This is a genomic window from Candidatus Neomarinimicrobiota bacterium (assembly GCA_017656425.1).
Lineage (GTDB): Bacteria > Fidelibacterota > UBA2242 > UBA2242 > B5-G15 > JACDNV01.
Genome location: JACDNV010000008.1, coordinates 30,304 through 52,340, shown reverse-complemented (window position 1 = coordinate 52,340; position 22,037 = coordinate 30,304). Strand labels below are relative to the sequence as shown.

Sequence of the window (22,037 nt, the reverse complement as noted above, 5' to 3'; positions counted from 1 at the left end):
GGTTGATAATAATACTTATGTTTGCTAATACATGCAATATAAAGAGCTTTATCTCTCTTTAGACCCCGGGAAATGTACTTGTTTACAAGTTCCTTCTTTTCCTCGGGGCATATCTCTTTTTTAACAATTCCTCCTGTAATTTGTATTCAAGCTCTTTCTCGGCAAGTAATTGCTTAAGCATTTGGTTTTCTTTCTCAAGTTTTCGTATACGCTTCAATTGAGCAGGTGTCATATCATGTTTTAACCCCCTCTTCGCCCATTTGTTCAAATTTGCGTTTCCACGAATAATACGAAGCCTTATATATCCCGTATTTTTTCAATGTGACATCTATGCCATTTTCCGAAGCCTCTTTTATTATTTTGAGCTTCTCTTCAATTGTAAATGTTCTCTTTTTCATGTCCATAAAAGTGTAGTTCTCTTTGATTTTGTCCACTTATTTTGAGGGCTAACTCAGCCAAATAGGTACATTTAAAATAAAAGTTATTAAATACTAAAATTCAAAATGAATGAAGGATTAATTTCACGCAGAATTAGTAGATTATTCTAATAATTTTTTTACTTACCTTTTCTGTGCTTTTTGGCGTGTTTTTATATAAATTGGAGAAAGATAAAAAAATGCCCGCAATTTACGGGCAATGTCTTTAATAATCAATCGGCATCCAGACTGTCATTTCCGATTTTCCTCTGTTTTGCCATGCAAAATAAGGAATAAATCTAACCGTGGCATTTTTAACTATGGGTTGCTTTATATTATCGTAAAGTTTATCATGGGGTATATTCTGTATTATTTTTACTTTGCCCTTAAGTGCTTTGATTTTAAAATTTTCAATTGTTATATATTCTGTTTGAAATTTCATTTTTGCCCGGATATGTACATCAAGTATATTTACATTATCAGGCAGGTCAGGTGATTCAAGGCAATATACTATTGGACCGGCCTTGATGGCACCCTTGCCGGCGTCTTCTTCAACCAGTGGGTTTGCGACAATAATTTTAGGCGATACATCAAAATAAATATCGATTTTATCACCCTCTTTCCATTCCCTTGAAACGGTATAGTAAAATGGTTGCGTCTTTATTATTGTATTATATTTTTTCCCATTAAGCTTTATAATTGTTTCATCAGACCAGCCGGGTATTCTTATTTTAATTGGTATTTTTCCACCTGACGCTTTTGTTATTTTAACAGTAACTTTTCCATCCCATGGAAAGCCGGTAACCTGTTTGAGTTTTATTTCTTTATTGTTGTTTAGTCTGACCGATAATTCACTGTTATTATACAGGTTTATCCATACACTTGAATCGTCTCTGGCATATATGTAGTTGTATATTTCGGCAATAGTTCTGAGAAGGTTTGGGGGACAGCAATTACTTAATGATATAAATTCTTCTCTTACTTTTGACCATCGAAGTGTAAAAGGCAGATTATTGACAACACACAAAGGATTGGTATAAAAATATCTTTTACCGTTCAGACTGACACCTGAAAGAACGCTATTGTAAATTGCCAGTTCAAGTTTATCGATGTAGCGGGCATTTCCTGTTATAAGAAACATTCTCCAGTTCCATAGTACATAACCAATATTGGCGCATGTTTCATTATGTGCGGTGATATTGGGTAATTGATATTCTCTGCCGTAAGCCTGGTGCACTTGTTGAATTTCAGATGGATTGTAGGTAGTTCCGTCGGGCGAAACCCCATCATATAATGCACCGCAACCGCCTGTTATGTATAATTTATGTTTGTCAATATCATTCCAGATGCTGTTTAAGGCAATAAATAATGAATCATCGCCTGTTTCGGCATATATGTCGGCAACTCCGGCATATAGATAATTTGCTCTAACTGCATGTCCTACAGCTTTTCTTTGTTTTTTAAACGGGATTCTATCCTGGTTTTGATCAGTACCCTCATCACCCACAAGATTTCTGATTTCAATTAAACCTTTTGCTAATTCGAGATATACAGGATTGCCGGTAGTACGGTATAATTCGGTTATACCCATGTAATGTGACGGACATATGGTACTTTTTGCAAAGTCGACTGGATAATTTTTATAAAAATTATATAAAAACATAGCAGCCTTTTCTGCAATTTGAAGCATGGTAGTTTTTCCGGTAGCGCGATAATGTACAATGGCTGCAGTAATCAAATGCCCCAGATTATATGTTTCAAAATTAATTCTGTTTTTAAATTCGGGCTTTTTATCGGGATGATTAATTTGCTCAATCAATGCTGGGGTATGAATATAACCATCTTCACGTTGAACCAGCCCTATAATCGAAATAATAGTATCCATTAAACTGTCTAAATAACTGTCTTTGGTTTTTGCATAAACTGAAGCCATAGCTTCTAACATTTTATAGAAATCGCCGTCATTAAACGGAGGTCCTTTAAAATGTCCGGTATCAAGGCCGGCTGCAATTCTGAAATTTTGATAAGCATGTGCCATTTCAGGATCACTGTAAATTTTCCACATATGGGTAATCATGGAATCTCTGCAGATATCAAACCAATGCCCCCAAAATCCTCCTTTTAACTCAACATCATCCATTTCTACCGGAAATACACGGGCATATTTGCTATGATAAGTATTTACCAGACTTTTTTCCTGCGCAAATAAATTCAAGCAGCTATTAACAATAAGTATGATTATTATCAGTGATTTAATTTTCATGTACTTTTAATTTTGAATTAATTTTTCAACAGATATTGTAAATGTATATTTTCCCGATCCAGTATTAATGCAGGCACGGTTTGACTTTATTGAGATATTGTCTTTGTTGATTTTTTCTCCCTTTATAATCTCAATGTTTTCAAAACTATTACATGGCAAAATTATGTTTGCCGTTGTATTAAAGGGTTTTTCAACATTAAGTATAAACCGGTTTTGTTCAAATTTCCAGTTTGAAACTATTTTACCATATATGCATATATGCTATTATATAAAGCATTTACATATTTCAGAGTGTCATTTACGTATGGTGCGATAATAATCTTTTTATAACCCGGGCTTGAGAAATCAGGGTTTATCCCGTTCACTTTTGAGTAAAGCCAGTCGCCGAAATGAAAAACAGTGCGGTAAATGTAATTGTCTTTACTTTCGTTAACCATAAATTCACATCATTTTTCATCTATCACGACAATTAAAGAATAATGGCATCAAAATAAAAAATATAGGTTTCTCAAAACGCTTTTCATTATAATTTAATTTAAATACAATATCATTTTTCTCAAAATTTTTTTACAAAATTATTTTTCTTTTTTCCCTTTTTCAAGTCAACATTATTGCTATAAATTTCAGGATGCAACATTTTCCAAACTTCGCTCCAACCGGGAAAGTCACCCAAATTTTTGTCATCAATAAAAATATTAGCATAAATTTCCCTGCTACACGTCTCAGAATCAAATTATTCTTCAGGATAACTTTTATTTACTGCGTAAAATTCAAACCATTTCTTTCTACAATATTTCACGAACTCCTCCAGTTCTTTTCTATAACTAAAAGTCCATAAAATAATTTGATGATCCCTTTTTTATAGTTGTTTTAAAGTTTCAAAAGTAAAAAAATTCCCCTCTTCTATTTAATGATATTTATGCTCAACAATAGTACCGTCAAGATCAACAGCTATTTTCATTTCAGGTATTTTGTTTTGTACTTGCGAGATGTTCAGGTACATGGTGGTACAAACCGAATTTAAGGTTAAGGTAAATGGTTAATGGATTTTTGCCGAGTAATTTATCGACTATTATTCGTAGAATCCCTATTCGGGAGAGGAGGCATAAATGCGATACTTGGGGATATTTTATAATCTTTCAGGATATCAAGCGGGGTCTTGAATTTTTTATATGAGTTTTTTCTCAGGAAATTGAAATAGAATTGGTAGGATGAAGCTTTAACAAGGAAATCTTTTACTGAGCTGAATGATTCTATGCAGTAGAATTCGTCTTCGATTAATCTGTGAGAGGATTCTACATCGGCATTAGCATTGGGGTAATGTGTCCGTAGGATCCCTAATCGGGATAGGCCATGTTTTTTCTCCTTATCTTTGATTCCTTTTCCAAAAATCTTACAGTGTATAGTCTGTCCACGGGCCATGCTCTCATTACTCATTATCCTTAATTCAATCAATTCTACCGTACCACCATACGGATGAACTTTTCCAGAAGACTGGATAGAGACACCGGATATTAAAAAACTTGTGAAGAAACTAAGCTTATTAAACAAAAATAATTGGTTTATAGTCGAGATACATCGAAGGTATTTTGTAAAAGTAAAAATAGTGCAATTTTTTTGATCTAGTCACACTATAAGGGATTTTTATGTAGCCATTTAACGTTATAGAACAACGCAATTAGAATCCATTGATATTCTGCTTTCATTATTACTTGTATATATACTTCGTAGTTTGCTTTAAAACATATTCAGAATGGTAAATGCCCTTACTTAAAATATGCAGAGATTATTACAGTTGATGAAATGACGATTTAATATTGCTTGTTATGAATAAGTTAAGTTGGTTAAGTTTGCATAGCATGGGTTAATAATTAGTTTAGCTTTTAATTTTATTTTATTGTCTTAATCTTTTTTATATAATATTGATACGCGTCTTGAGAAATTGAAGTAAGATATAATGTTTCTTTTGTCTTTGATTCATCCAATATTCATAGTAAAATTGTTAAGTATGGAAAATGGAATTATTCATCAGATTTATGGCAAACAATAAACCTAGTGCGCTGGCTAATGAGAAATGATTAACGCATATTTTAATAATGTTTTTAACTTTTTCTTATACCTTACAGTTTCTTTATTCTAGTAGAATCTACTATAGCACTCATTGGAAACATGCTTGCAGGATTGTGTTTAGGCATTATGGTAACGCCGATACTCTCGAGCCGGAGAAAGCAAGAATAGAAATTGCCACTGAGAGGCATGTGCGGCTTGTGCTGTACCAGCTCTAATAATTAAGAGGAGCACAACAAGTGAATTATAAGAACGTGATTATGCTACGCCCCAAATTCTCGGCGTTATGCAATAGAAAGGAGGAAGACAATCATGAATAGAGATGAATTGGTTAACAACCTAAACGAATATCTAAATATAAATTCATTCGCTGATTACTGTCCGAACGGCCTGCAGGTAGAAGGGAGTCAATCAATAAATAAAATTGTAACAGGAGTATCATCTTCCCTTGCATTATTTGAAAAAGCAGCTGAAGTTGGCGCAAATGCAGTAATTGTTCACCACGGGCTTATATGGTTTAACAATACACCTCTGATAAAAGGTAGCTACAAAGAGAGATTAAAAGTTCTGTTAAGCCACGATATAAACCTTTTAGCTTATCATTTACCCCTTGATGCCCATCCTGAAATAGGAAACAATATACTCCTTGCAGAAGAACTCGGATTAAAAAAAGTAGAACCTTTTGGTCAGATAAAAGATCAATATATCGGTATAAAAGGTGAGATTGAGTTAACAGAGGCAGAAATATTTTTTGAGATAGTAAAAAATAAAATAAAAAAGGAATCTATAATTTTTCCCTTTGGCAGGGAAAAAATAAAAACAATAGGGATAATCTCCGGCGCCGCACAGAAGGAGATAAAAAAAGCCATTGATGAAAGATTAGACCTGTATCTTACGGGAGAAGTTAGCGAGGAAACCTTTTATCTTGCCAAAGAAGAAAAAATCCATTTCATCTCAGCAGGACATCACGCTACCGAGAAATTTGGAATAATTGCAATTACCGACTATATTAGAAAAAATTTTGGAATCCCGGCTGAATTCTTTGATACAGAAAATCCAATTTAAGTAAGGAGAGCAATATTTATATTGTCGACTTTGTGAGAACACCCTTTGTAAAAGCACTCACCTATTACCGGGATAAAACACCTGTTGAGCTCGCTTCACTTTGTGTAAAGGGTATAATTGAGAAGATAAATTTAAAAAATTTCAAACCTGATGGAATAATACTGGGTAATGTAATACCATATCTAAAAGGGCCAAATATAGCAAGGGAGGTTGTCTATCAACTTGGTCTTGATCCACAAATTAACGCATATACAATAAATACTGCCTGCATATCAGGACTCAGAGCAATCACCACCTCTGTTGAAAGTATTAATACAAAACAGGCAGATTTTCTTATTGCCGGTGGAGTTGATTCCATCTCTTTTATGTCAGTCCCTTATAGAACTGAATTTATACAATCATTATATAAGGCTTCAAAAGAGAAAAATCCTCTCGAAAAAGCATTTATAATGATTTCATCCATACGGCCAAAGTACCTGATACCATCAATACCTGAATTTAGAGAATTATCAACAAACCTTCGCATGGGAGACTATGGGGAAATTCTTGCTGATATTTTCCATCTTAATCGACATGAACTCGATGAATTTTCTCTTAAGAGCCATAAAAAAGGCTACGAAGCTTTTATGAAAGGGACTTTTAAAGAAGATATTTTAAATATTCAGATTGGCTCTGAGAAAATTTCAGTAGATACAACTCTGCGACCGGATACATCTCTTGAAAAACTTTCTAAATTAAAACCTGTTTTCAAGAAAAACGGTAAACTCACCGCTGGTAATTCAAGCCCTGTAACGGATGGGGCAGCAACTATTTTGATATGCTCGGAAAGTGGATTAAAAAAATTTAATCTAAAACCACTGGCTAAAATAAAAAATTATCGGTTCTCCGCTACAGACAATGATGAAAAACTACTACTCGCTCCGATTTATGCGATAACAACATTATTAGAAAAAGATAAATTAACTCTCAACGATATCGATATCTTTGAAATTCACGAGGCATTTGCCTCTCAAATACTCGCAACAATAAAATGCCTCAATAATAAAAAATTATGTAAAAAAATTTTAAATATAGAACCTCCAGATGGAAGAGTAGAAGAGGAAAAGGTAAACGTTTTTGGTGGCTCAATTGCCCTTGGCCATCCCTTTTCTGCAACTGGGATAAGATTAGTAATGAACGCTGTAAGAACACTAAAAGAGAAAAATGGTAGATATGCTCTCGTTTCTTCCTGTGCAGCTGGAGGCCTCGGCTGCGCTTTATTAATAGAAAATCTTTAGCCAAACAAAAATCTGCAAAAGAGTACTGCCATTACAATTCCTGTAAAATCTCCAACAAGTCCTGAAGCTACCGCATGCCTCGTCTTTCTTATCCCCACAGATCCAAAATAGACAGCAAGCACATAAAATGTTGTCTCAGTGCTGCCAAACATAATAGATGCAAGTCTTCCAATAAAAGAATCAGGTCCGAATGATTTTAATAGCTCAGTTATAATACCAAGAGTACCGCTTCCCGAAAGAGGTCTCATTATAGCTACCGGTAGTACTTCTGCAGGCATTCCTATCAATGATGTTATCGGTGAGAAAATCCTCACAAAGATCTCCATAGCACCAGATGCTCTAAACATTCCAATCGCAACCATTATAGCAACAAGATATGGGATTATTCTGACCGCAATTTTAAAACCATCCTTAGCACCATCTATGAATACTTCATATACATTTATTTTTTTAACAAAACCCCATATAGGGATTGTAAAAAGCATTAGAGGTATTAATATAGTTGAGAAAGCTTTAATAAGAACCACAAAAATTGATTCCTTCATCTATTTACCTCCAAAGAGTGATGCGATATAACCACAATAAATAATAAAAATTAATCTAACTTTATTATACATTTTAATCCTTCTATTCAAGCAAATCAGGATCATTTTCCTTAAATATTTTAAGCCTTTCGAAGGATTTAGCTGCAATTACTGCAGCAATAGTAGCACATAGACTTGAAAGAAATGTAGCTCCAATAATTTCATACGGTCTAAGGCTACCCAGTTCATTCCTGATAGCTATTATTGTCATTGGTATTATACAAATACTGGCAGTGTTAAGAGCGAGAAAAACTACCATCGCGTTTGTAGCGGTATCCTTCTTTTTATTCAATCTCTGCAATGACTCCATTGCCTTCAATCCTAGAGGAGTAGCAGCATTACCGAGACCCAACCAGCTTGCTATGAGATTCATAAGCATCAGCCCAATTACAGGATGATCCTTTGGTATATTGGGAAACAAAAACCTTGCAAGAGGTCTCAGAATCTTTGAAAGTATCTCTATGAGCCCTCCCTCTTCGGCTATTTTCATAATACCAAGCCACAAAGCCATAATACCAATCATACCAAAAGAAATCTCCACTGCAGATGATGCAGAGTCAAGCGCCGCCTTTGTCGTTTCATCTAACCTGCCATTTACTGCAGCAACAACAATCGATACTATAATCAAAAACAACCAGATATAATTAAGCATATCTTATCACCCCCCTTTTTTGAGAAATAACAAAATCTAATTTAGAAAATTTACTCCCAGACCTCACAAATGTCAATCTGGATTAAATTACTTTAATAATAGTTCGTCGATTTTTAAATTCATAATGGCATTATATATGAGCTCTTAATGAGAAATTCGGTTGATAGAGATAAAATAGTAATAAAGGGTTGGGATATTCAGGAATTGACTGAATTTATGAAAAAGTTGAAAGAAAAACCCTACAGGGCGAAACAGCTACATATCTGGCTATACAGGAAATTAGCAAGAAGTTTTGAAGAAATGACTGACCTACCAGCGATATTGAGAAACTATCTTGAGAAAAAGACAATAATAAATCTTGTAGAACCCGTTGAAGTTATTAAATCTCCCGATGATAATTCGGAAAAATATTTATTCAGACTTACTGACGGAAACTATATAGAATCAGTGTACATGGAGAGTCAAGGCAGAAGGACAGTATGCCTGTCAACACAGGTTGGATGTAATCTTGGCTGCACTTTTTGTGCAACTGCCAGAATGGGATTGAAACGAAATCTCACAGCCGGGGAAATACTCGATCAATTTTTATTTATAAATAGAACTAAGGATAGAAAAATAACCAATATCGTATACATGGGGATGGGAGAACCTCTTTTAAACTATGAAGATACAATAAAAAGTATTAAAATTCTTAATAGTGAACTTGGTCCTGAAATATCGGCAAGAAAAATAACCGTCTCTACCTGCGGTATTGTCCCGATAATTTATAGAATAGCCAACGAAAGGCATAAGTTTAAGCTGGCAATATCTTTAAATGCTACAACAAATGAGCAAAGAAATAAAATAATGCCAATAAATAAAAAATACCCAATCAAGGATATCCTAAAAGCAATAAACTATTATACTTCAAATTTGAAAAGAAGAGTAACTTTTGAATATGTTATAATTAAAGGTTTCAACGATTCAGTTAATGATGCGAAAAGGTTGAAATCACTCTTATCAGGTATACCATGCAAGTTGAATATAATTCCTTTTAACGAAAATGAATTTTCAAAATTTCAATCGTCGGATGAAAAAACTATGGATAAATTCATTGAAGAAATATACAAAGCTCCCTTTGCAGTTACTGTAAGGAGGAGCCAGGGTCGCTCTATTAAAGGAGCCTGTGGACAACTTTACTGCAAACAGAATTAATTAAATCCCAGATCTCTTTCTATTTGTTTAAACAAATTATCCGCTACCTTCCTTACAGCTTTTATTTCAGCGTCTTCCATTGAGTTCCCAGCAACTTTCTCTTCCCTTGTAAAACCTACCAACAATTGTCCCGTTTTCAGATTGTAGAATTTGATTCCAGTATTAGCCCAGACAAAATAGAAACCGTCATCTATCTTCTTATATCGTGTAATATACATGTACCCAAGAGCAATAAACTGATATTTATCATTAACAAAAAGTCTTACCTTTTCTAGGGTAATATCATCATAATCGGCAAAATTAACCGAAATCTGGTCACTTAAGTCATAAATATCGAAATTTTTATCAGCAAATTTTGATAGTATAATATCTCTGAAAATACAGGGTGTTTCATTCTGGCTGATGTATTTCTCTCTGATAATGGAACAAACAGAATTGTTTAATTTAATATAAATCTTACATTTTTTATTGCTTAAACCAGCGGAGGGGTTAAAATCTGTGCTTGCCATTATGACTATATCATTCGGTTTTTTTATCTCACTTACTATGCATTCAGCTATCCCATTCCTATTCGTAATTGCACTTTCTGTAATATCAGCAGAGCCTTCCAGTAATTCAAATTTTATTCCAGCCTCTGGAATCGGTATCGACTTGCCTTTACTTATAAGGCTAATTTTAACCTGTACTTTAAGTTTGCCATTACCCCATACGCCAGTATAAAAATCTTTTGCCGGTTGTATTATAAGTTTATTATTCACATCTCTTTTCAATTTGTCTATATCTTCTTTCAAATACATTAAATCAAGCTTTAAAGAAGGCCTGATTCCTGTTAATTCAAAGATAGGATTTATATTTTTTTCAATATTTTTAAGAATATTAACTGCAGAAATTATGTCACCACTGGATACACTTTCCCTTGCTTCATCAAGAAGTTTTCTTCCAGCTAATGTTGTGCTAGCAATAAGCTCTAGAGTGAACCTGTCATAATCTTTTCTGGAAAAAGGAACAAGAACGTAGGCACGATATAAAATTCTTTTTTTATATCCCCTTCTTGTCTCTAACTTTTCGATAAATATTTTTTCGGGTACTACACTTACAATGTTTTTCGCTAAAATTTTTATTTTAGATTTTGAAAACTCATCTATCCCTTGGGTATCCTTACCCTCGTAAATATAATCAATAAACTCACTTTGAACTATACCGCCGAGAGATTCTACTATCTGCTTCCTTGCATTCAAAACAGCCTTATCCCTAGCAACTGAAATATCACCCGATATTGTTGATACACCAACAAAATAGCCCTCGGGAATATTATCTATCCAATCTGGCCTCTCATGATCATTTAAACTGACCCGGCCTGTGGATATGATCGAGCAAGAATAACCAAAAAGAATTATGGTAAACCAAAATATTAACTTTACCCTCATTACCCTCTCGATTCCATATTAGTTTCAAGAAAATCACAAATTATCGCATTTAATTTAATAATTATACTAAAAATTAGAACATTATTTTAACATTTGTCAAATTTCCCTTTCTAATTGATTTAGAGGACTTTTTTTATTAAATTACAAAACGTTCTTTATTATGAATAAGAAGGACAATAGAGAGGATATTTTAAAGAATTTAAAAAATAAACTCGTTACCTACATAAAACAACAATTTGTTTACATTAAAAAATAAGCAGGGAATCAATTGAAAGATGAACTTTTAAATCCAAAGCAGATAGAAGACGATATAGAGATAGAAAAAAGTATACGACCTACAAGTTTCAAGGATTTCATAGGTCAGAAATCTGTTGTAGAAAACCTGAAGTTATATATAAAAGCGGCCAATGAGCGAAAAGAACCACTGGATCACGTCCTGCTCTTTGGTCCACCTGGCCTGGGGAAAACAACCCTGGCTCATATCATAGCAAATGAGCTCGACAGTAATATTAAAGTTTCATCAGGTCCCGTTATAGAAAGACCAGGTGACCTTGCAGGTATGTTAACTAACCTCAAGCATAGGGATGTATTTTTCATTGATGAGGTACACAGACTGAATAATGTAGTCGAAGAATATCTATACTCGGCTATGGAGGATTTCCATATAGATATTGTTATCGATAAGGGTCCAAATGCACGAACCATTCAGCTTAATCTTGAAGGATTTACACTCATTGGTGCCACAACTCGTCTTGGTAGAATTACATCTCCACTGAGAGATAGGTTTGGAGTTGTTTTAAGAGTTAATTATTATACTCCTGAAGAATTGTATAAAATTGTCCTTAGAAGTGCAAAAATATTAGATGTAAGAATAACCCCTGAAGGAGCAGAGGAAATTGCAAAAAGAGCAAGGGGTACACCAAGGATTGCAAACCGCATTTTGAAGAGAACAAGAGATTATGCTCAAGTAAAAGCAGGAGGTATAATAACAATCGATGTCGCCAGGAAATCTCTCGAAATGCTTGATATAGATGAACTCGGTTTGGATTCTATGGACAGGCTTATTCTTATGACCATACTGGATAAATTTTCCGGCGGTCCTGTAGGGTTGAATAGCCTGGCAGTGGCAGTTGGCGAAGAACCAGAAACTATAGAAGATGTGTATGAACCATACTTAATACAAAAAGGCTTACTTAAAAGAACCACTCGTGGAAGAGAGGTAACCCCTCGAGCTTATCAATATTTTAACATAAAAGAAAAAGGATCCCAAGGAAGATTATTTCAATAAAAAGCAGGAGGTAAAATGAAACTATCAGATTTTGATTATGAATTACCAGAGGAGTTAATTGCACAACATCCTCTTGAAAAAAGAGATCATTCAAGACTTATGGTAGTTCACCGTGATAGCGGTGAAATAGAACATAAAAAATTTTATGAAATCGTAGATTATTTTAAACAGGGTGATTTACTTGTTATAAATGAAACACAGGTTTTCCCAGCTCGTCTTTTTGCGGTCAAAGATAGAACAGATGCAAAGGTTGAGGTTTTTCTTTTAAGGGAGCTTGAAAATAACTTGTGGGAAGTACTTGTAAAACCAGCAAGAAAAGTTAGAATAGGCAATAAACTCACTATTGCTGATGGTGTCCAGTGTGATGTAATTGACAACACTGTATCTGGAGGTAGAGTTGTAAGATTTACAAACATTACACAGGAGGAGTTATATAAATTAATAGATAAAATTGGGCAATCACCACTACCACCATATATAAAAAGGGAACCAATAGAGGAAGATAAAATAAGATACCAGACAGTTTACGCAAAAAGAAGAGGCGCAGTAGCCGCTCCCACGGCTGGTCTACATTTCACCAAGGAACTTCTTGAAAAAATAAAACAGAAAGGGGTTAAGATTGCTCCAATTTTACTTCATATTGGTCTCGGAACATTCAGACCTGTAACTGTTGAGGATCTATCGAGACACCGAATGGACTCCGAATATTTCGAAGTCTCTCCCGAAACAGCACTTGCAATTAACGAAGCAAAAGAAAGAGGCAAAAGGATTATTGCGGTAGGAACAAGTGTGGTGAGATGTCTTGAAACTGTAAGCGTTTCAGGTTTCCAGATAAGCCCAAAAAGAGGTTGGACAGATAAATTCATTTATCCACCATATCAGTTTAAAATCATCGATGCATTGATAACAAACTTCCATCAGCCCAAATCAACAGTTCTAATGATGGTATCTGCATTTGCAGACCATGAACTTATCATGAAAGCTTACCGTGAAGCTATTGAAAAAAAATATCGATTTTTTAGCTTCGGCGATGCAATGCTAATATTATAGTACTACCAATGAAAATTTCAGGAATCATTGTAGCAGCTGGAAGTGGAAAAAGAATGGGTAAGCTCCTACCAAAACAATTTATAACAATAGCAGGAAGATCGATTGTTTCATACACTATAGAAAACGTTTCAAAATGTATAAACCTTATAGAATTAATACTTGTCATACCTGAAGGATACGATACTAATAAATTGCCCAAGGATATACAAAATAAGGTGGATGTCCCGGTTAAAATCATCCAAGGTGGTCCTGAAAGACAATTCTCGGTATATAATGCCCTGAAAAACGTCAGTAATGATGCAGATTCAATTCTTGTACATGATGGAGTTAGACCATTTGTGAGTCAGAGCTTACTGAAAAAACTAATTAATGAGTTAAAAAACTGCGACGGAGTCTTTCCCGGACTTAGCCCAAAAGAAACGATAAAAGAAATAAATAAAAACTTGGTGATAAAAACAAGGGACAGATCGAAACTTGTCAGTGTACAGACGCCACAAATTTTCAAAAAAGAAATACTATTAAAAGCCTACAACTATGCAATTAGGAACAATATAATCGGTACAGATGATGCTTATCTTGTTGAGAAAATTGGTGGAAAGGTAAAAGTCATCCCTGGTGAGGAGATCAATATAAAAATAACAACACCTATAGACCTTGAGATAGCAGAGATAATAATTAAAAAAGGAATATTCCATGAATTTCAGAATAGGTAACGGTATAGATGTTCACCCCTTTCAGAGGGACAGAAAATTAATCCTTTGCGGTGAAGAAATAAACTTTGAACTGGGACTTGGAGGACATTCTGATGCCGATGTTGCAACCCATGCCATAATAGATTCATTACTTGGAGCTGCTTCACTTGGAGACATTGGTAAACATTTCCCTGACACCTCAAACGAATTTAAAAACATATCCAGCATGATATTACTTAAAAAAGTGAATGAACTCGTTCGGAAAAAGGAATTTGAAATAATTAATATAGACTTGACAATTATAGCACAAAAGCCAAAGATAAATCAATATATAGAAAAAATGCGCATGAATATCTCCAAAATACTTGAAATTGACCGGGAAAGGATTTCAATAAAGGCAACCACGACAGAAGGGCTCGGTTTCATCGGCAGAAAGGAAGGCATAGCAGCTTTTTCCACCTCGTTATTGCTCAAAAAAAATGGATAACTTATTATTATCATTAGAATCACTACCTATAATAATCATCTATGCAATTCTATTTATTCTGCTTTTTATGGAATATGTTACACCATTTGTACCAGGAGATACTTTCCTTGTAATTTCGGCATATTTAGCTGGAGTAGGGACTTTAAACCCCATTCTAACGCTTTTTCTGGTCATTGCGGCAAATATCTTTGGTTTTATCATGGTATACTACTTTGCCTGCAAATGGGGAAGAGAATACTTTGAAAGGAGAAATTTCAGATTCTTTTCCCATGAAAAGATAATAAAAACAGAGAATCACTTCAAAAAATATGGCTACTGGCTAATCTTTGTTAATCGTTTTCTCCCTGGCACTAGATTTTTCATAACACTTACAGCTGGTTTTTTAAAAATTGATTTCAAAAAATCACTTTTATTGAATACGCTGAGCGTGATATTGTGGTCAAGCTTCCTTATGTCATTGGGAATAGTTATCGGGAAAAATATAGAAGAGATAAAGTCTATCCTTTCAAGATATAATATATTGATTACATCAATAGTTTTTACTATTATTGCAGGTTATATAATTTTCTGGCTTATTAAAAATTCAAAGGCAAGGGCAAACTAAAAAATGACCAGAACACGATTTGCACCAAGTCCTACTGGTTATCTTCATGTTGGTGGATTAAGAACGGCTTTGTACAATTACCTTTTTGCAAAAAAGAATAATGGCAAGTTTATACTTAGAATTGAAGATACAGATCAAAAAAGAAAGGTAAAAGGAGCTATTGAAAACTTGATAGAGACTCTGAAATGGGCAGGTATCATACCTGATGAGGGACCTGGATTCAATGGCAAATATGGTCCATATATACAATCTGAAAGGATTCCTTTATATCAAAAATACGCAAATATACTTTTAGAAAATAAGAATGCTTACTATTGCTTCTGCACCCCAGAACGTCTTGAAACATTAAGAAAAGCACAGGTTGCTCGCAACGAGCCGCCTCGTTATGATAACTATTGCAGATCTATCCCGGAAGCTGAAGCTAAGAAAAGAGTAGAAGCCGGCGAATCCCACGTTATAAGAATGAAAAGCCCACTTCATGGAAACATAGTTATTGATGATTTAATACGAGGGAAAGTATCATTCGTCGCGAGTGTTCTAGATGATCAGATTCTTGTAAAATCTGATGGCTTTCCCACATATCATCTTGCAAATGTTGTGGATGACCACCATATGAAAATAACCCATGTAATAAGAGGAGAAGAATGGTTACCCAGTACACCAAAGCACATTCTTCTATACGAGTATCTCGGATGGGAAAAACCTAAATTTGCCCATCTACCACTTCTTTTAAATCCAGATAGAAGTAAACTCTCAAAAAGGCAAGGAGATATAGCTGTCGAGGACTATCGAAAAAAGGGATATCTACCCGAAGCCTTAGTAAACTTCCTTGCATTGCTTGGATGGAATCCAGGGAGTGATAGAGAAATTTTTTCAATGGAAAATTTAATAGAATTATTTTCCCTTGAGAGAGTGAATAAAGCCGGGGCAGTATTCAATCTGGAGAAATTGAAGTGGATGAATGGATATTATATAAGAAACATGCCAGTTGAAAAATTAATAGAATACTCTAAGGAATTCGTACCCGAATCTTACTTACAAGATGTCGAAAAGCTAAAAAAAGTCTTGAATGCAACAAAAGATAATATACATACTTTATCTGAAATTACTGAAAAGGCAAAAATATTTTACCAGGATAAAGTTGATTACACAACCAGAGATTGCTTATCGATTTTAAAAAAACCATCATCAAAGATTGTTATAGAAAGACTGATAAACCATTTACAAAAAGTTGAATCGATAGATGGAAAAACCTTTATAGAAATAATGAGAGAAATTTCAAAGGAAACAAAAATAAAGGGGCAGGATTTATGGATGTCTGTCCGTGTAGCTACTACAGGTCAGTTACATGGACCTGAACTTGTAAAAATTGTTGATATATTACAAAAGGACAATATATTAAAAAGGTTAAAAGATGCCCTCCCGTATACAAACAGCAAAAACTATTGAGCTAAAATCTTACGCAAAAATAAACCTCTGCCTAAGAATTACTGGTAAATATGAAGACGGTTACCATTCATTGAGTTCAGTTTTTATAGAAATAGACCTTCATGACAATATATACATCACTCCATCTAAAAGTATGAAATTGTTAATAGAAGGAACTGATTATACGTCAGATAAGAATAATACAATTATTAAAACAACATACTTAATGAAAGAAAAATTTAGCCTACAAGATAATTTTGCAATTACCGTAGAAAAGAATATCCCATATGGTGCTGGCCTCGGAGGGGGCAGTTCTAATGCAGCAGCTATAATAAAATTTCTTAACATGTTCTATGATCTAAAATTATCAAATAAACAGATGGAAGAAATTGCTCTTTATATAGGATGTGATGTTCCTTTTTTTATAAGAGGCGGATTACAGCTTGTCGAGGGCAGGGGAGAAATTCTAACGCCTATAAAGGTTAAATTCCCTTATACATTCCTGATTGTATATCCTGGAATAAATATATCAACTAAATGGGCATACACTCAATTTGACTTGACAAAAAAAAGCTATAGACATAAATTTGATACTCTTTTTAATAGTGATGGATTCAATTTTGAGTTATTTGAAAATCAATTTGAAGATATAGTTTTTCAAACACATCCAGAGGTCGGCAGAATAAAACAGGAACTTTTAAAATCTGGAGCAATATATGCCGGCTTGTCGGGAAGTGGCTCGACTGTGTTTGGGATATACGAAAACATAGCCTCAGCAAAAGAGGTGGAAAAGAATTTCAAAAATTTCCATACATCCATAGCCCTTCCCAGGTATTGAAAAGTAAATTTTATTCGGGGATCGTCCAACGGCAGGACAGCGGCCTTTGGAGCCGTTTATCCAGGTTCGAATCCTGGTCCCCGAGCAGATTTTTAAAGCTTATGAGGTAGAGAAAAGATGAAATTTAACGGTAAAATATTTACCGGTAGAGCCAACCCAGAACTTGCCTTCGAAATTTGTAAAGAATTAGATGTTGAACCCGGCCAGATAACTATCAGGAATTTCAGCGACGGAGAAATATGGGTTAAAATAGAAGAGAACATCCGAGGTGAGGACGTATTTATCATACAACCAACAGTACCTCCATCGGACAATATTCTAGAATTACTATTGATTCTGGATGCCGCCAAACGTGCATCTGCTAAAAGAATTACCGCAGTTGTACCATACTGTGGATATGCGAGACAGGATAGAAAAGATCAACCCAGGGTACCGATCTCTGCAAGGCTATTAATGGATTTAATAGTTACGGCTGGAGCATCCAGAATCCTTACAATGGACCTTCACTCAATCCAGATACAAGGCTTTGTAAATATTCCATTTGATCATCTATACGCCAAGTCAATTTTTATAGACAGGTTAAAAGATATTGTAAAAAGTGACCACTTTACAGTCGTTTCTCCAGATGTGGGAGGTATCAAGTTTGCAAGATCATACGCAAAAGTGCTCAATCTTCCTTTTGCGATAATAGATAAGAGAAGAACCGGACCTAATAAAGCTGAGGTATTAAATATAATCGGCGACCAAAGCCCTAAAAATGCTCTTATAATTGATGATATGATTGATACTGGTGGTACTATCGTTGAGGCGAGCAAATTACTAAAAGAAAAAGGATGCGATAAAATTATAGCTGTCGCATCACACGGCCTTTTTTCAGGGCAAGCAAAAGAGAAAATAATGAAATCACCAATAGAAAAGGTTATTGTTACAAATTCAATAAAAATTAATGATAGTAAAATTTTCCCAAAGCTTGAAATAATATCGGCTGCGCCACTATTGGCTGAGGCTATTAGAAGGATAAACAACGAAGAATCTATAAGCATTTTATTTGAATTCTAAATCAGGAGTTTTAACATGATGAAAGAAATAGTACTTGAGGCAAAAAAAAGAGAAATTCTAACAAAAGGTGAGACAAATAAGTTAAGAAGGGATGGTAAAGTACCAGGTATTTACTACTTTCACAAGGAAAAGCCTATCCCTTTATATGTTGATAAAAAAGATTTGATAAAAGTAATACATAAAAAAACCCATATGATAACCCTGAAACTTGACAATAAGACACACAAAGCACTAATTAGGGAATTACAACATCATCCTATAACTGACGAGATTATTCATGTGGATTTTATGGGTGTAACAGCGAAAGAGATTATAGAGGTAGAAGTTCCGATTCATGTCGTCGGTACTTCAATAGGGGTTAAGGAATTTGGTGGAATACTTGAACAACACCTATGGTCACTTAAGATAAAATGCGAAGCTGACATGATACCTGATGCAATAGAAATAGATGTTACTCAACTAAACTTAGGGGATGCGATTTATGTAAGGGATCTGAAATTGGAAAATCTACAGATTCTAACACCTCAGGATGTAGCAATAGTTTCTATTGTTAAACCTACAGGAGCAGCTGAGGCTGAGGTCGGGGTTGTAGAGGAAGAAGTGACAGAGGAATCTGCTGAGGAAGAGAAGGAACCGGATAAAGAGGAAAAATAAGAAATGAATATTTACATTTTCATTGGACTTGGAAATCCTGGAATGGAATACAATAAAAATAGACATAACTTCGGACATATGGCCATCGATTACATTGCAAAAAGAGAAAAGAAAAAATATTTTAACACAAGATATTTCGCATATTTTCACACTCAAAAATACAAAGATAAGGATTTATATTTCTTTAAAACTAAAACATATATGAATAATAGTGGAATGGCAGTTTCTAGGATTTCTGAATTCATCTCGATTAAACCGAAAAATATGGTTATAATATATGATGATATTGATCTTCCTCTCGGAACTATTAGAATAAGAAAATTAGGATCATCCGGCGGTCATAAAGGGATGGAATCGATTATTGAAAAGTTGGGAACTGAAAACATCCCAAGAATAAGACTGGGTATCGGACCCCAGCCAGTTGGTATCCCAAGCGAGGTATTTGTATTGGAAGACTTCAGAGAAGATGAACTTATAATTGTCAAGGAAGTTTTTAGCAAACTTTATAGTGCTATAATGGATATTTCCGAAAAAGGAATAGACTTTGCTATGAGTAAATACAATACCACAGTTCTAGAAAAAACGGACAATTTAAAGAAGGAGGTTTCAAATGGATAATTCAATCTTATGGGTAGTTGCACCAATGGCAGTCGGTATCCTCGCGATCATTTATGCCATTATAAAAAATATATGGATAACAAAACAGGATGCAGGTACCGATAAAATGAAATCCATTGCTCAATACATAAGAGAAGGAGCCACTGCATTTCTCTTCCGTGAATACAAAACACTTATATTCTTCTTAATAGCAGTTGCCATACTGTTAGTGGTAGGTAATAAAGGCTGGAATAGATTAGTTGCTATATCATTTATCCTGGGTGCCTTTTCGTCAGCCTTAGCTGGTTATATAGGAATGAAAACGGCTACTCTTTCTAATGTACGCACAGCTCAAGCCGCAAGAACTAGCCTAAATAGAGCCCTTCAAGTTGCTTTTTCAAGTGGCACCGTTATGGGTATGAGTGTTGTGGGGCTTGGTGTTATTGGATTGAGTATTCTTTTTCTTATATATACAAAGAGCTTTGGGAGCAGCGAGGATTTACTTAATTCTCTTGTCTTACCAATTATAAGTGGGTTCAGCCTCGGAGCAAGCTCGATAGCACTATTTGCACGTGTTGGTGGAGGTATATATACAAAGGCTGCTGATGTCGGCGCAGATCTTGTTGGAAAAGTCGAAGCTGGTATACCAGAAGATGACCCAAGAAATCCCGCGGTAATTGCTGATAATGTTGGTGATAATGTAGGAGATGTAGCGGGTATGGGAGCTGACCTTTTTGAGAGTTACGTCGGATCTATTGTAAGTACAATGGTTCTCGGTGCGCTTTTTAACATAAACTATGTAATACTACCATTAATAATTGCAGGAGTGGGTATAATCTGTTCACTTATCGGTACGTTTTTGGTCAGAACCCGCGAAGAGGGGGACCCACAAGTTGCACTAAACAAAGGTATTTTCACTGCTGACATTTTGATGCTTTTAATTTCTTATCCGATAATTTTCTATTTCGCTAAAGATGGGCAATTAAGTGCTCTAAATATTTTTGTAGCAATAGTTTCTGGACTAGTAGCTGGAGTCGCAATTGGACTATTAACAGAGTATTATACTTCTGAATTAAGAAAACCTGTAAGATGGATAGCTGAACAATCCCAGACCGGTCATGCAACAAACATAATTGCTGGACTAAGCATTGGAATGTTTTCCACACTCTTACCTATTCTTTTTATCGCTGCTGCAATAATGATAGCATACTACATTGCTGGACTATACGGAATTGCTATTGCAGCGGTTGGAATGCTTTCTACTACTGGAATACAGCTATCCATTGATGCTTATGGACCTGTGGCCGATAATGCTGGTGGTATTACCGAAATGGCTGAACTGGGTAGTGATGTGAGAGCTAGAACAGATAGGCTCGATGCTGTTGGAAATACAACAGCTGCTATCGGTAAAGGATTCGCAATCGGCTCTGCAGCACTAACTGCATTAGCATTATTCTCTGCATTTCAAACATCCGCTGGTATCAAAACAATTGATCTCACAAATCCATATGTAATAGCAGGTTTACTCATGGGGGCAATGCTACCGTTCCTGTTCACATCAATTGTCTTAAGAGCCGTTGGTGAAGCAGCATTCGATATGATTAAAGAGGTAAGGAGACAGTTCAAAGAAATTAAAGGTCTAATGGAAGGCAAAGCCACAGCTGATTACAGGAAGTGCGTTGATATTTCTGCTGCCGCCGCAATAAAAAAAATGATATTGCCGGGAACTCTGGCTGTAGCGATACCCGTTATTCTTGGTTTTATCAACAAAGAGATGCTTGGTGGACTCCTAGCTGGTGTAACTGTTACAGGTGTCTTAATGGCAATCTTTATGGCAAACGCTGGCGGAGCATGGGATAATGCAAAAAAGTATATTGAAGCAGGACATCTCGGTGGTAAGGGAAGTGATACTCATAAAGCTGCCATAACAGGCGATACCGTCGGTGATCCATTTAAAGATACCGCAGGACCTAGCTTAAATATATTAATAAAATTAATGTCTGTTGTTAGTCTCGTCATAGCACCACTTATTAAATAAAAATAAGGAGAGAAAACCTTGAGATACTACGAGAATCTATTCATAATAAATTCAAACTATGAGGCGGAAAGAGTAACTCAAATCCTTAATGATGTAAAAGAAGAAATACAGAAAATGGGTGGCAATGTCTTGGTTATGAAAGATTGGGGCAAAAGAAAACTTGCATATCCAATTGAAAAACAAAGATATGGTCAATACTACTTAGTGCAATATGAAACAGAAAATACGGATCTTCCAAAAGTCCTCGAAAGATGGATGCGATTAAAAACAGGGATACTATCATGTATTACCGTAAGGCTGAAGGAAAAACCTAAAGCCGAAAAACTGGAGAATAAATAGGAAAAAAATGGAGGTAAA

Annotated in this window: 22 protein-coding genes, 1 tRNA gene and 1 pseudogene; 16 read left to right on the top strand and 8 right to left on the bottom strand. The window is 35.0% G+C overall.

All coding sequences use genetic code 11. The features are described 5' to 3' along the window. Positions 1–82 precede the first annotated feature (82 nt). The 5 genes and pseudogenes from H0Z29_07015 to H0Z29_06995 form a co-directional block, all read right to left on the bottom strand. Positions 83–398, bottom strand: a pseudogene (locus H0Z29_07015) (transposase). A gap of 244 nt (positions 399–642) precedes the next feature. Next, on the bottom strand, positions 643–2,679 hold the full coding sequence (locus tag H0Z29_07010; protein MBO8131250.1) for a glycoside hydrolase family 127 protein: 2,037 nt from the start codon (positions 2,677–2,679) through the stop codon (positions 643–645). Between the two features lie 6 nt (positions 2,680–2,685). Next, on the bottom strand, positions 2,686–2,937 hold the full coding sequence (locus tag H0Z29_07005; protein ID MBO8131249.1) for a hypothetical protein: 252 nt from the start codon (positions 2,935–2,937) through the stop codon (positions 2,686–2,688). Continuing rightward, complete coding sequence (locus H0Z29_07000) at positions 2,916–3,116, bottom strand: hypothetical protein (protein MBO8131248.1); 201 nt, start codon at positions 3,114–3,116, stop codon at positions 2,916–2,918. The genes H0Z29_07005 and H0Z29_07000 overlap by 22 nt, the downstream gene beginning before the upstream one ends. A gap of 625 nt (positions 3,117–3,741) precedes the next feature. Next, on the bottom strand, positions 3,742–4,134 hold the full coding sequence (locus H0Z29_06995) for a hypothetical protein (protein MBO8131247.1): 393 nt from the start codon (positions 4,132–4,134) through the stop codon (positions 3,742–3,744). A 924-nt stretch (positions 4,135–5,058) separates the two neighbouring features. Here H0Z29_06995 and H0Z29_06990 point away from each other — a divergent pair. Then, positions 5,059–5,811: a Nif3-like dinuclear metal center hexameric protein gene (locus H0Z29_06990; GenBank protein ID MBO8131246.1), complete on the top strand. Its 753-nt coding sequence runs from the start codon at positions 5,059–5,061 to the stop codon at positions 5,809–5,811. A 32-nt stretch (positions 5,812–5,843) separates the two neighbouring features. Continuing rightward, positions 5,844–7,088 carry a thiolase family protein gene (locus H0Z29_06985; GenBank protein MBO8131245.1) on the top strand — a complete coding sequence of 415 codons (1,245 nt, stop codon included), beginning with the start codon at positions 5,844–5,846 and terminating at the stop codon, positions 7,086–7,088. On the opposite strand, the gene H0Z29_06980 is transcribed toward H0Z29_06985, so the two are convergent. Further along, complete coding sequence (locus H0Z29_06980; GenBank protein MBO8131244.1) at positions 7,085–7,633, bottom strand: spore maturation protein; 549 nt, start codon at positions 7,631–7,633, stop codon at positions 7,085–7,087. The genes H0Z29_06985 and H0Z29_06980 overlap by 4 nt on opposite strands. An 82-nt stretch (positions 7,634–7,715) precedes the next feature. Then, complete coding sequence (locus H0Z29_06975) at positions 7,716–8,324, bottom strand: nucleoside recognition protein (protein ID MBO8131243.1); 609 nt, start codon at positions 8,322–8,324, stop codon at positions 7,716–7,718. A gap of 147 nt (positions 8,325–8,471) precedes the next feature. Between H0Z29_06975 and rlmN the strand changes: the two genes are divergently transcribed. Next, positions 8,472–9,518 (top strand): 23S rRNA (adenine(2503)-C(2))-methyltransferase RlmN, encoded by a 1,047-nt coding sequence (gene rlmN / locus H0Z29_06970; GenBank protein ID MBO8131242.1) that lies wholly within the window; start codon positions 8,472–8,474, stop codon positions 9,516–9,518. On the opposite strand, the gene H0Z29_06965 is transcribed toward rlmN, so the two are convergent. Further along, the gene (locus tag H0Z29_06965) at positions 9,515–10,945 is read right to left on the bottom strand and encodes a hypothetical protein (GenBank protein MBO8131241.1); all 1,431 of its coding nucleotides are present in this window, start codon (positions 10,943–10,945) and stop codon (positions 9,515–9,517) included. The two genes, rlmN and H0Z29_06965, sit on opposite strands and share 4 nt — an antisense overlap. A 268-nt stretch (positions 10,946–11,213) precedes the next feature. Between H0Z29_06965 and ruvB the strand changes: the two genes are divergently transcribed. The 13 genes from ruvB (at position 11,214) to rpsF (ending at position 22,019) form a co-directional block, all read left to right on the top strand. Continuing rightward, a complete protein-coding gene (gene ruvB / locus H0Z29_06960; GenBank protein MBO8131240.1) occupies positions 11,214–12,233 on the top strand; it encodes a Holliday junction branch migration DNA helicase RuvB in 1,020 nt (339 codons plus the stop codon). Positions 12,234–12,248: 15 nt separating this feature from the next. Beyond that, complete coding sequence (queA, locus tag H0Z29_06955) at positions 12,249–13,283, top strand: tRNA preQ1(34) S-adenosylmethionine ribosyltransferase-isomerase QueA (GenBank protein ID MBO8131239.1); 1,035 nt, start codon at positions 12,249–12,251, stop codon at positions 13,281–13,283. An 8-nt stretch (positions 13,284–13,291) separates the two neighbouring features. Beyond that, positions 13,292–13,996 (top strand): 2-C-methyl-D-erythritol 4-phosphate cytidylyltransferase, encoded by a 705-nt coding sequence (gene ispD / locus H0Z29_06950; GenBank protein MBO8131238.1) that lies wholly within the window; start codon positions 13,292–13,294, stop codon positions 13,994–13,996. Next, a complete protein-coding gene (locus H0Z29_06945) occupies positions 13,977–14,462 on the top strand; it encodes a 2-C-methyl-D-erythritol 2,4-cyclodiphosphate synthase (GenBank protein MBO8131237.1) in 486 nt (161 codons plus the stop codon). Before ispD ends, H0Z29_06945 begins: the two co-directional genes overlap by 20 nt. Further along, positions 14,455–15,066, top strand: a complete 612-nt coding sequence (locus H0Z29_06940) for a DedA family protein (GenBank protein ID MBO8131236.1) — start codon at positions 14,455–14,457, stop codon at positions 15,064–15,066. The genes H0Z29_06945 and H0Z29_06940 overlap by 8 nt, the downstream gene beginning before the upstream one ends. 3 nt (positions 15,067–15,069) lie before the next feature. Then, positions 15,070–16,515, top strand: a complete 1,446-nt coding sequence (locus H0Z29_06935) for a glutamate--tRNA ligase (GenBank protein ID MBO8131235.1) — start codon at positions 15,070–15,072, stop codon at positions 16,513–16,515. Beyond that, the gene (gene ispE, locus H0Z29_06930; protein MBO8131234.1) at positions 16,481–17,332 is read left to right on the top strand and encodes a 4-(cytidine 5'-diphospho)-2-C-methyl-D-erythritol kinase; all 852 of its coding nucleotides are present in this window, start codon (positions 16,481–16,483) and stop codon (positions 17,330–17,332) included. Before H0Z29_06935 ends, ispE begins: the two co-directional genes overlap by 35 nt. Before the next feature lie 14 nt (positions 17,333–17,346). Next, positions 17,347–17,417 (top strand) — tRNA-Gln (locus tag H0Z29_06925). 32 nt (positions 17,418–17,449) lie between these two features. Beyond that, positions 17,450–18,391 carry a ribose-phosphate pyrophosphokinase gene (locus tag H0Z29_06920; protein ID MBO8131233.1) on the top strand — a complete coding sequence of 314 codons (942 nt, stop codon included), beginning with the start codon at positions 17,450–17,452 and terminating at the stop codon, positions 18,389–18,391. Positions 18,392–18,406: 15 nt separating this feature from the next. Continuing rightward, a complete protein-coding gene (locus H0Z29_06915) occupies positions 18,407–19,045 on the top strand; it encodes a 50S ribosomal protein L25 (GenBank protein MBO8131232.1) in 639 nt (212 codons plus the stop codon). A 3-nt stretch (positions 19,046–19,048) separates the two neighbouring features. Then, a complete protein-coding gene (locus H0Z29_06910) occupies positions 19,049–19,663 on the top strand; it encodes an aminoacyl-tRNA hydrolase (GenBank protein MBO8131231.1) in 615 nt (204 codons plus the stop codon). Next, complete coding sequence (locus H0Z29_06905) at positions 19,656–21,680, top strand: sodium-translocating pyrophosphatase (protein ID MBO8131230.1); 2,025 nt, start codon at positions 19,656–19,658, stop codon at positions 21,678–21,680. Before H0Z29_06910 ends, H0Z29_06905 begins: the two co-directional genes overlap by 8 nt. A gap of 18 nt (positions 21,681–21,698) precedes the next feature. Further along, positions 21,699–22,019 carry a 30S ribosomal protein S6 gene (gene rpsF, locus H0Z29_06900; protein ID MBO8131229.1) on the top strand — a complete coding sequence of 107 codons (321 nt, stop codon included), beginning with the start codon at positions 21,699–21,701 and terminating at the stop codon, positions 22,017–22,019. Positions 22,020–22,037 lie beyond the last annotated feature (18 nt).

What these genes read in the sequence shown, in the direction of transcription:
- H0Z29_06975 (MBO8131243.1), bottom strand. Translation starts at nt 8,324, where the DNA reads ATGCTTAATTATATCTGGTTGTTTTTGATTATAGTATCGATTGTTGTT.
- H0Z29_07000 (MBO8131248.1), bottom strand. Translation starts at nt 3,116, where the DNA reads ATGGTTAACGAAAGTAAAGACAATTACATTTACCGCACTGTTTTTCAT.
- H0Z29_06920 (MBO8131233.1), top strand. Translation starts at nt 17,450, where the DNA reads ATGAAATTTAACGGTAAAATATTTACCGGTAGAGCCAACCCAGAACTT.
- rlmN (MBO8131242.1), top strand. Translation starts at nt 8,472, where the DNA reads ATGAGAAATTCGGTTGATAGAGATAAAATAGTAATAAAGGGTTGGGAT.
- H0Z29_06940 (MBO8131236.1), top strand. Translation starts at nt 14,455, where the DNA reads ATGGATAACTTATTATTATCATTAGAATCACTACCTATAATAATCATC.
- queA (MBO8131239.1), top strand. Translation starts at nt 12,249, where the DNA reads ATGAAACTATCAGATTTTGATTATGAATTACCAGAGGAGTTAATTGCA.
- H0Z29_06915 (MBO8131232.1), top strand. Translation starts at nt 18,407, where the DNA reads ATGATGAAAGAAATAGTACTTGAGGCAAAAAAAAGAGAAATTCTAACA.
- H0Z29_06990 (MBO8131246.1), top strand. Translation starts at nt 5,059, where the DNA reads ATGAATAGAGATGAATTGGTTAACAACCTAAACGAATATCTAAATATA.
- H0Z29_07010 (MBO8131250.1), bottom strand. Translation starts at nt 2,679, where the DNA reads ATGAAAATTAAATCACTGATAATAATCATACTTATTGTTAATAGCTGC.
- ispE (MBO8131234.1), top strand. Translation starts at nt 16,481, where the DNA reads ATGCCCTCCCGTATACAAACAGCAAAAACTATTGAGCTAAAATCTTAC.
- H0Z29_06910 (MBO8131231.1), top strand. Translation starts at nt 19,049, where the DNA reads ATGAATATTTACATTTTCATTGGACTTGGAAATCCTGGAATGGAATAC.
- ispD (MBO8131238.1), top strand. Translation starts at nt 13,292, where the DNA reads ATGAAAATTTCAGGAATCATTGTAGCAGCTGGAAGTGGAAAAAGAATG.
- H0Z29_06905 (MBO8131230.1), top strand. Translation starts at nt 19,656, where the DNA reads ATGGATAATTCAATCTTATGGGTAGTTGCACCAATGGCAGTCGGTATC.
- H0Z29_06935 (MBO8131235.1), top strand. Translation starts at nt 15,070, where the DNA reads ATGACCAGAACACGATTTGCACCAAGTCCTACTGGTTATCTTCATGTT.
- H0Z29_06980 (MBO8131244.1), bottom strand. Translation starts at nt 7,633, where the DNA reads ATGAAGGAATCAATTTTTGTGGTTCTTATTAAAGCTTTCTCAACTATA.
- H0Z29_06965 (MBO8131241.1), bottom strand. Translation starts at nt 10,945, where the DNA reads ATGAGGGTAAAGTTAATATTTTGGTTTACCATAATTCTTTTTGGTTAT.
- H0Z29_06945 (MBO8131237.1), top strand. Translation starts at nt 13,977, where the DNA reads ATGAATTTCAGAATAGGTAACGGTATAGATGTTCACCCCTTTCAGAGG.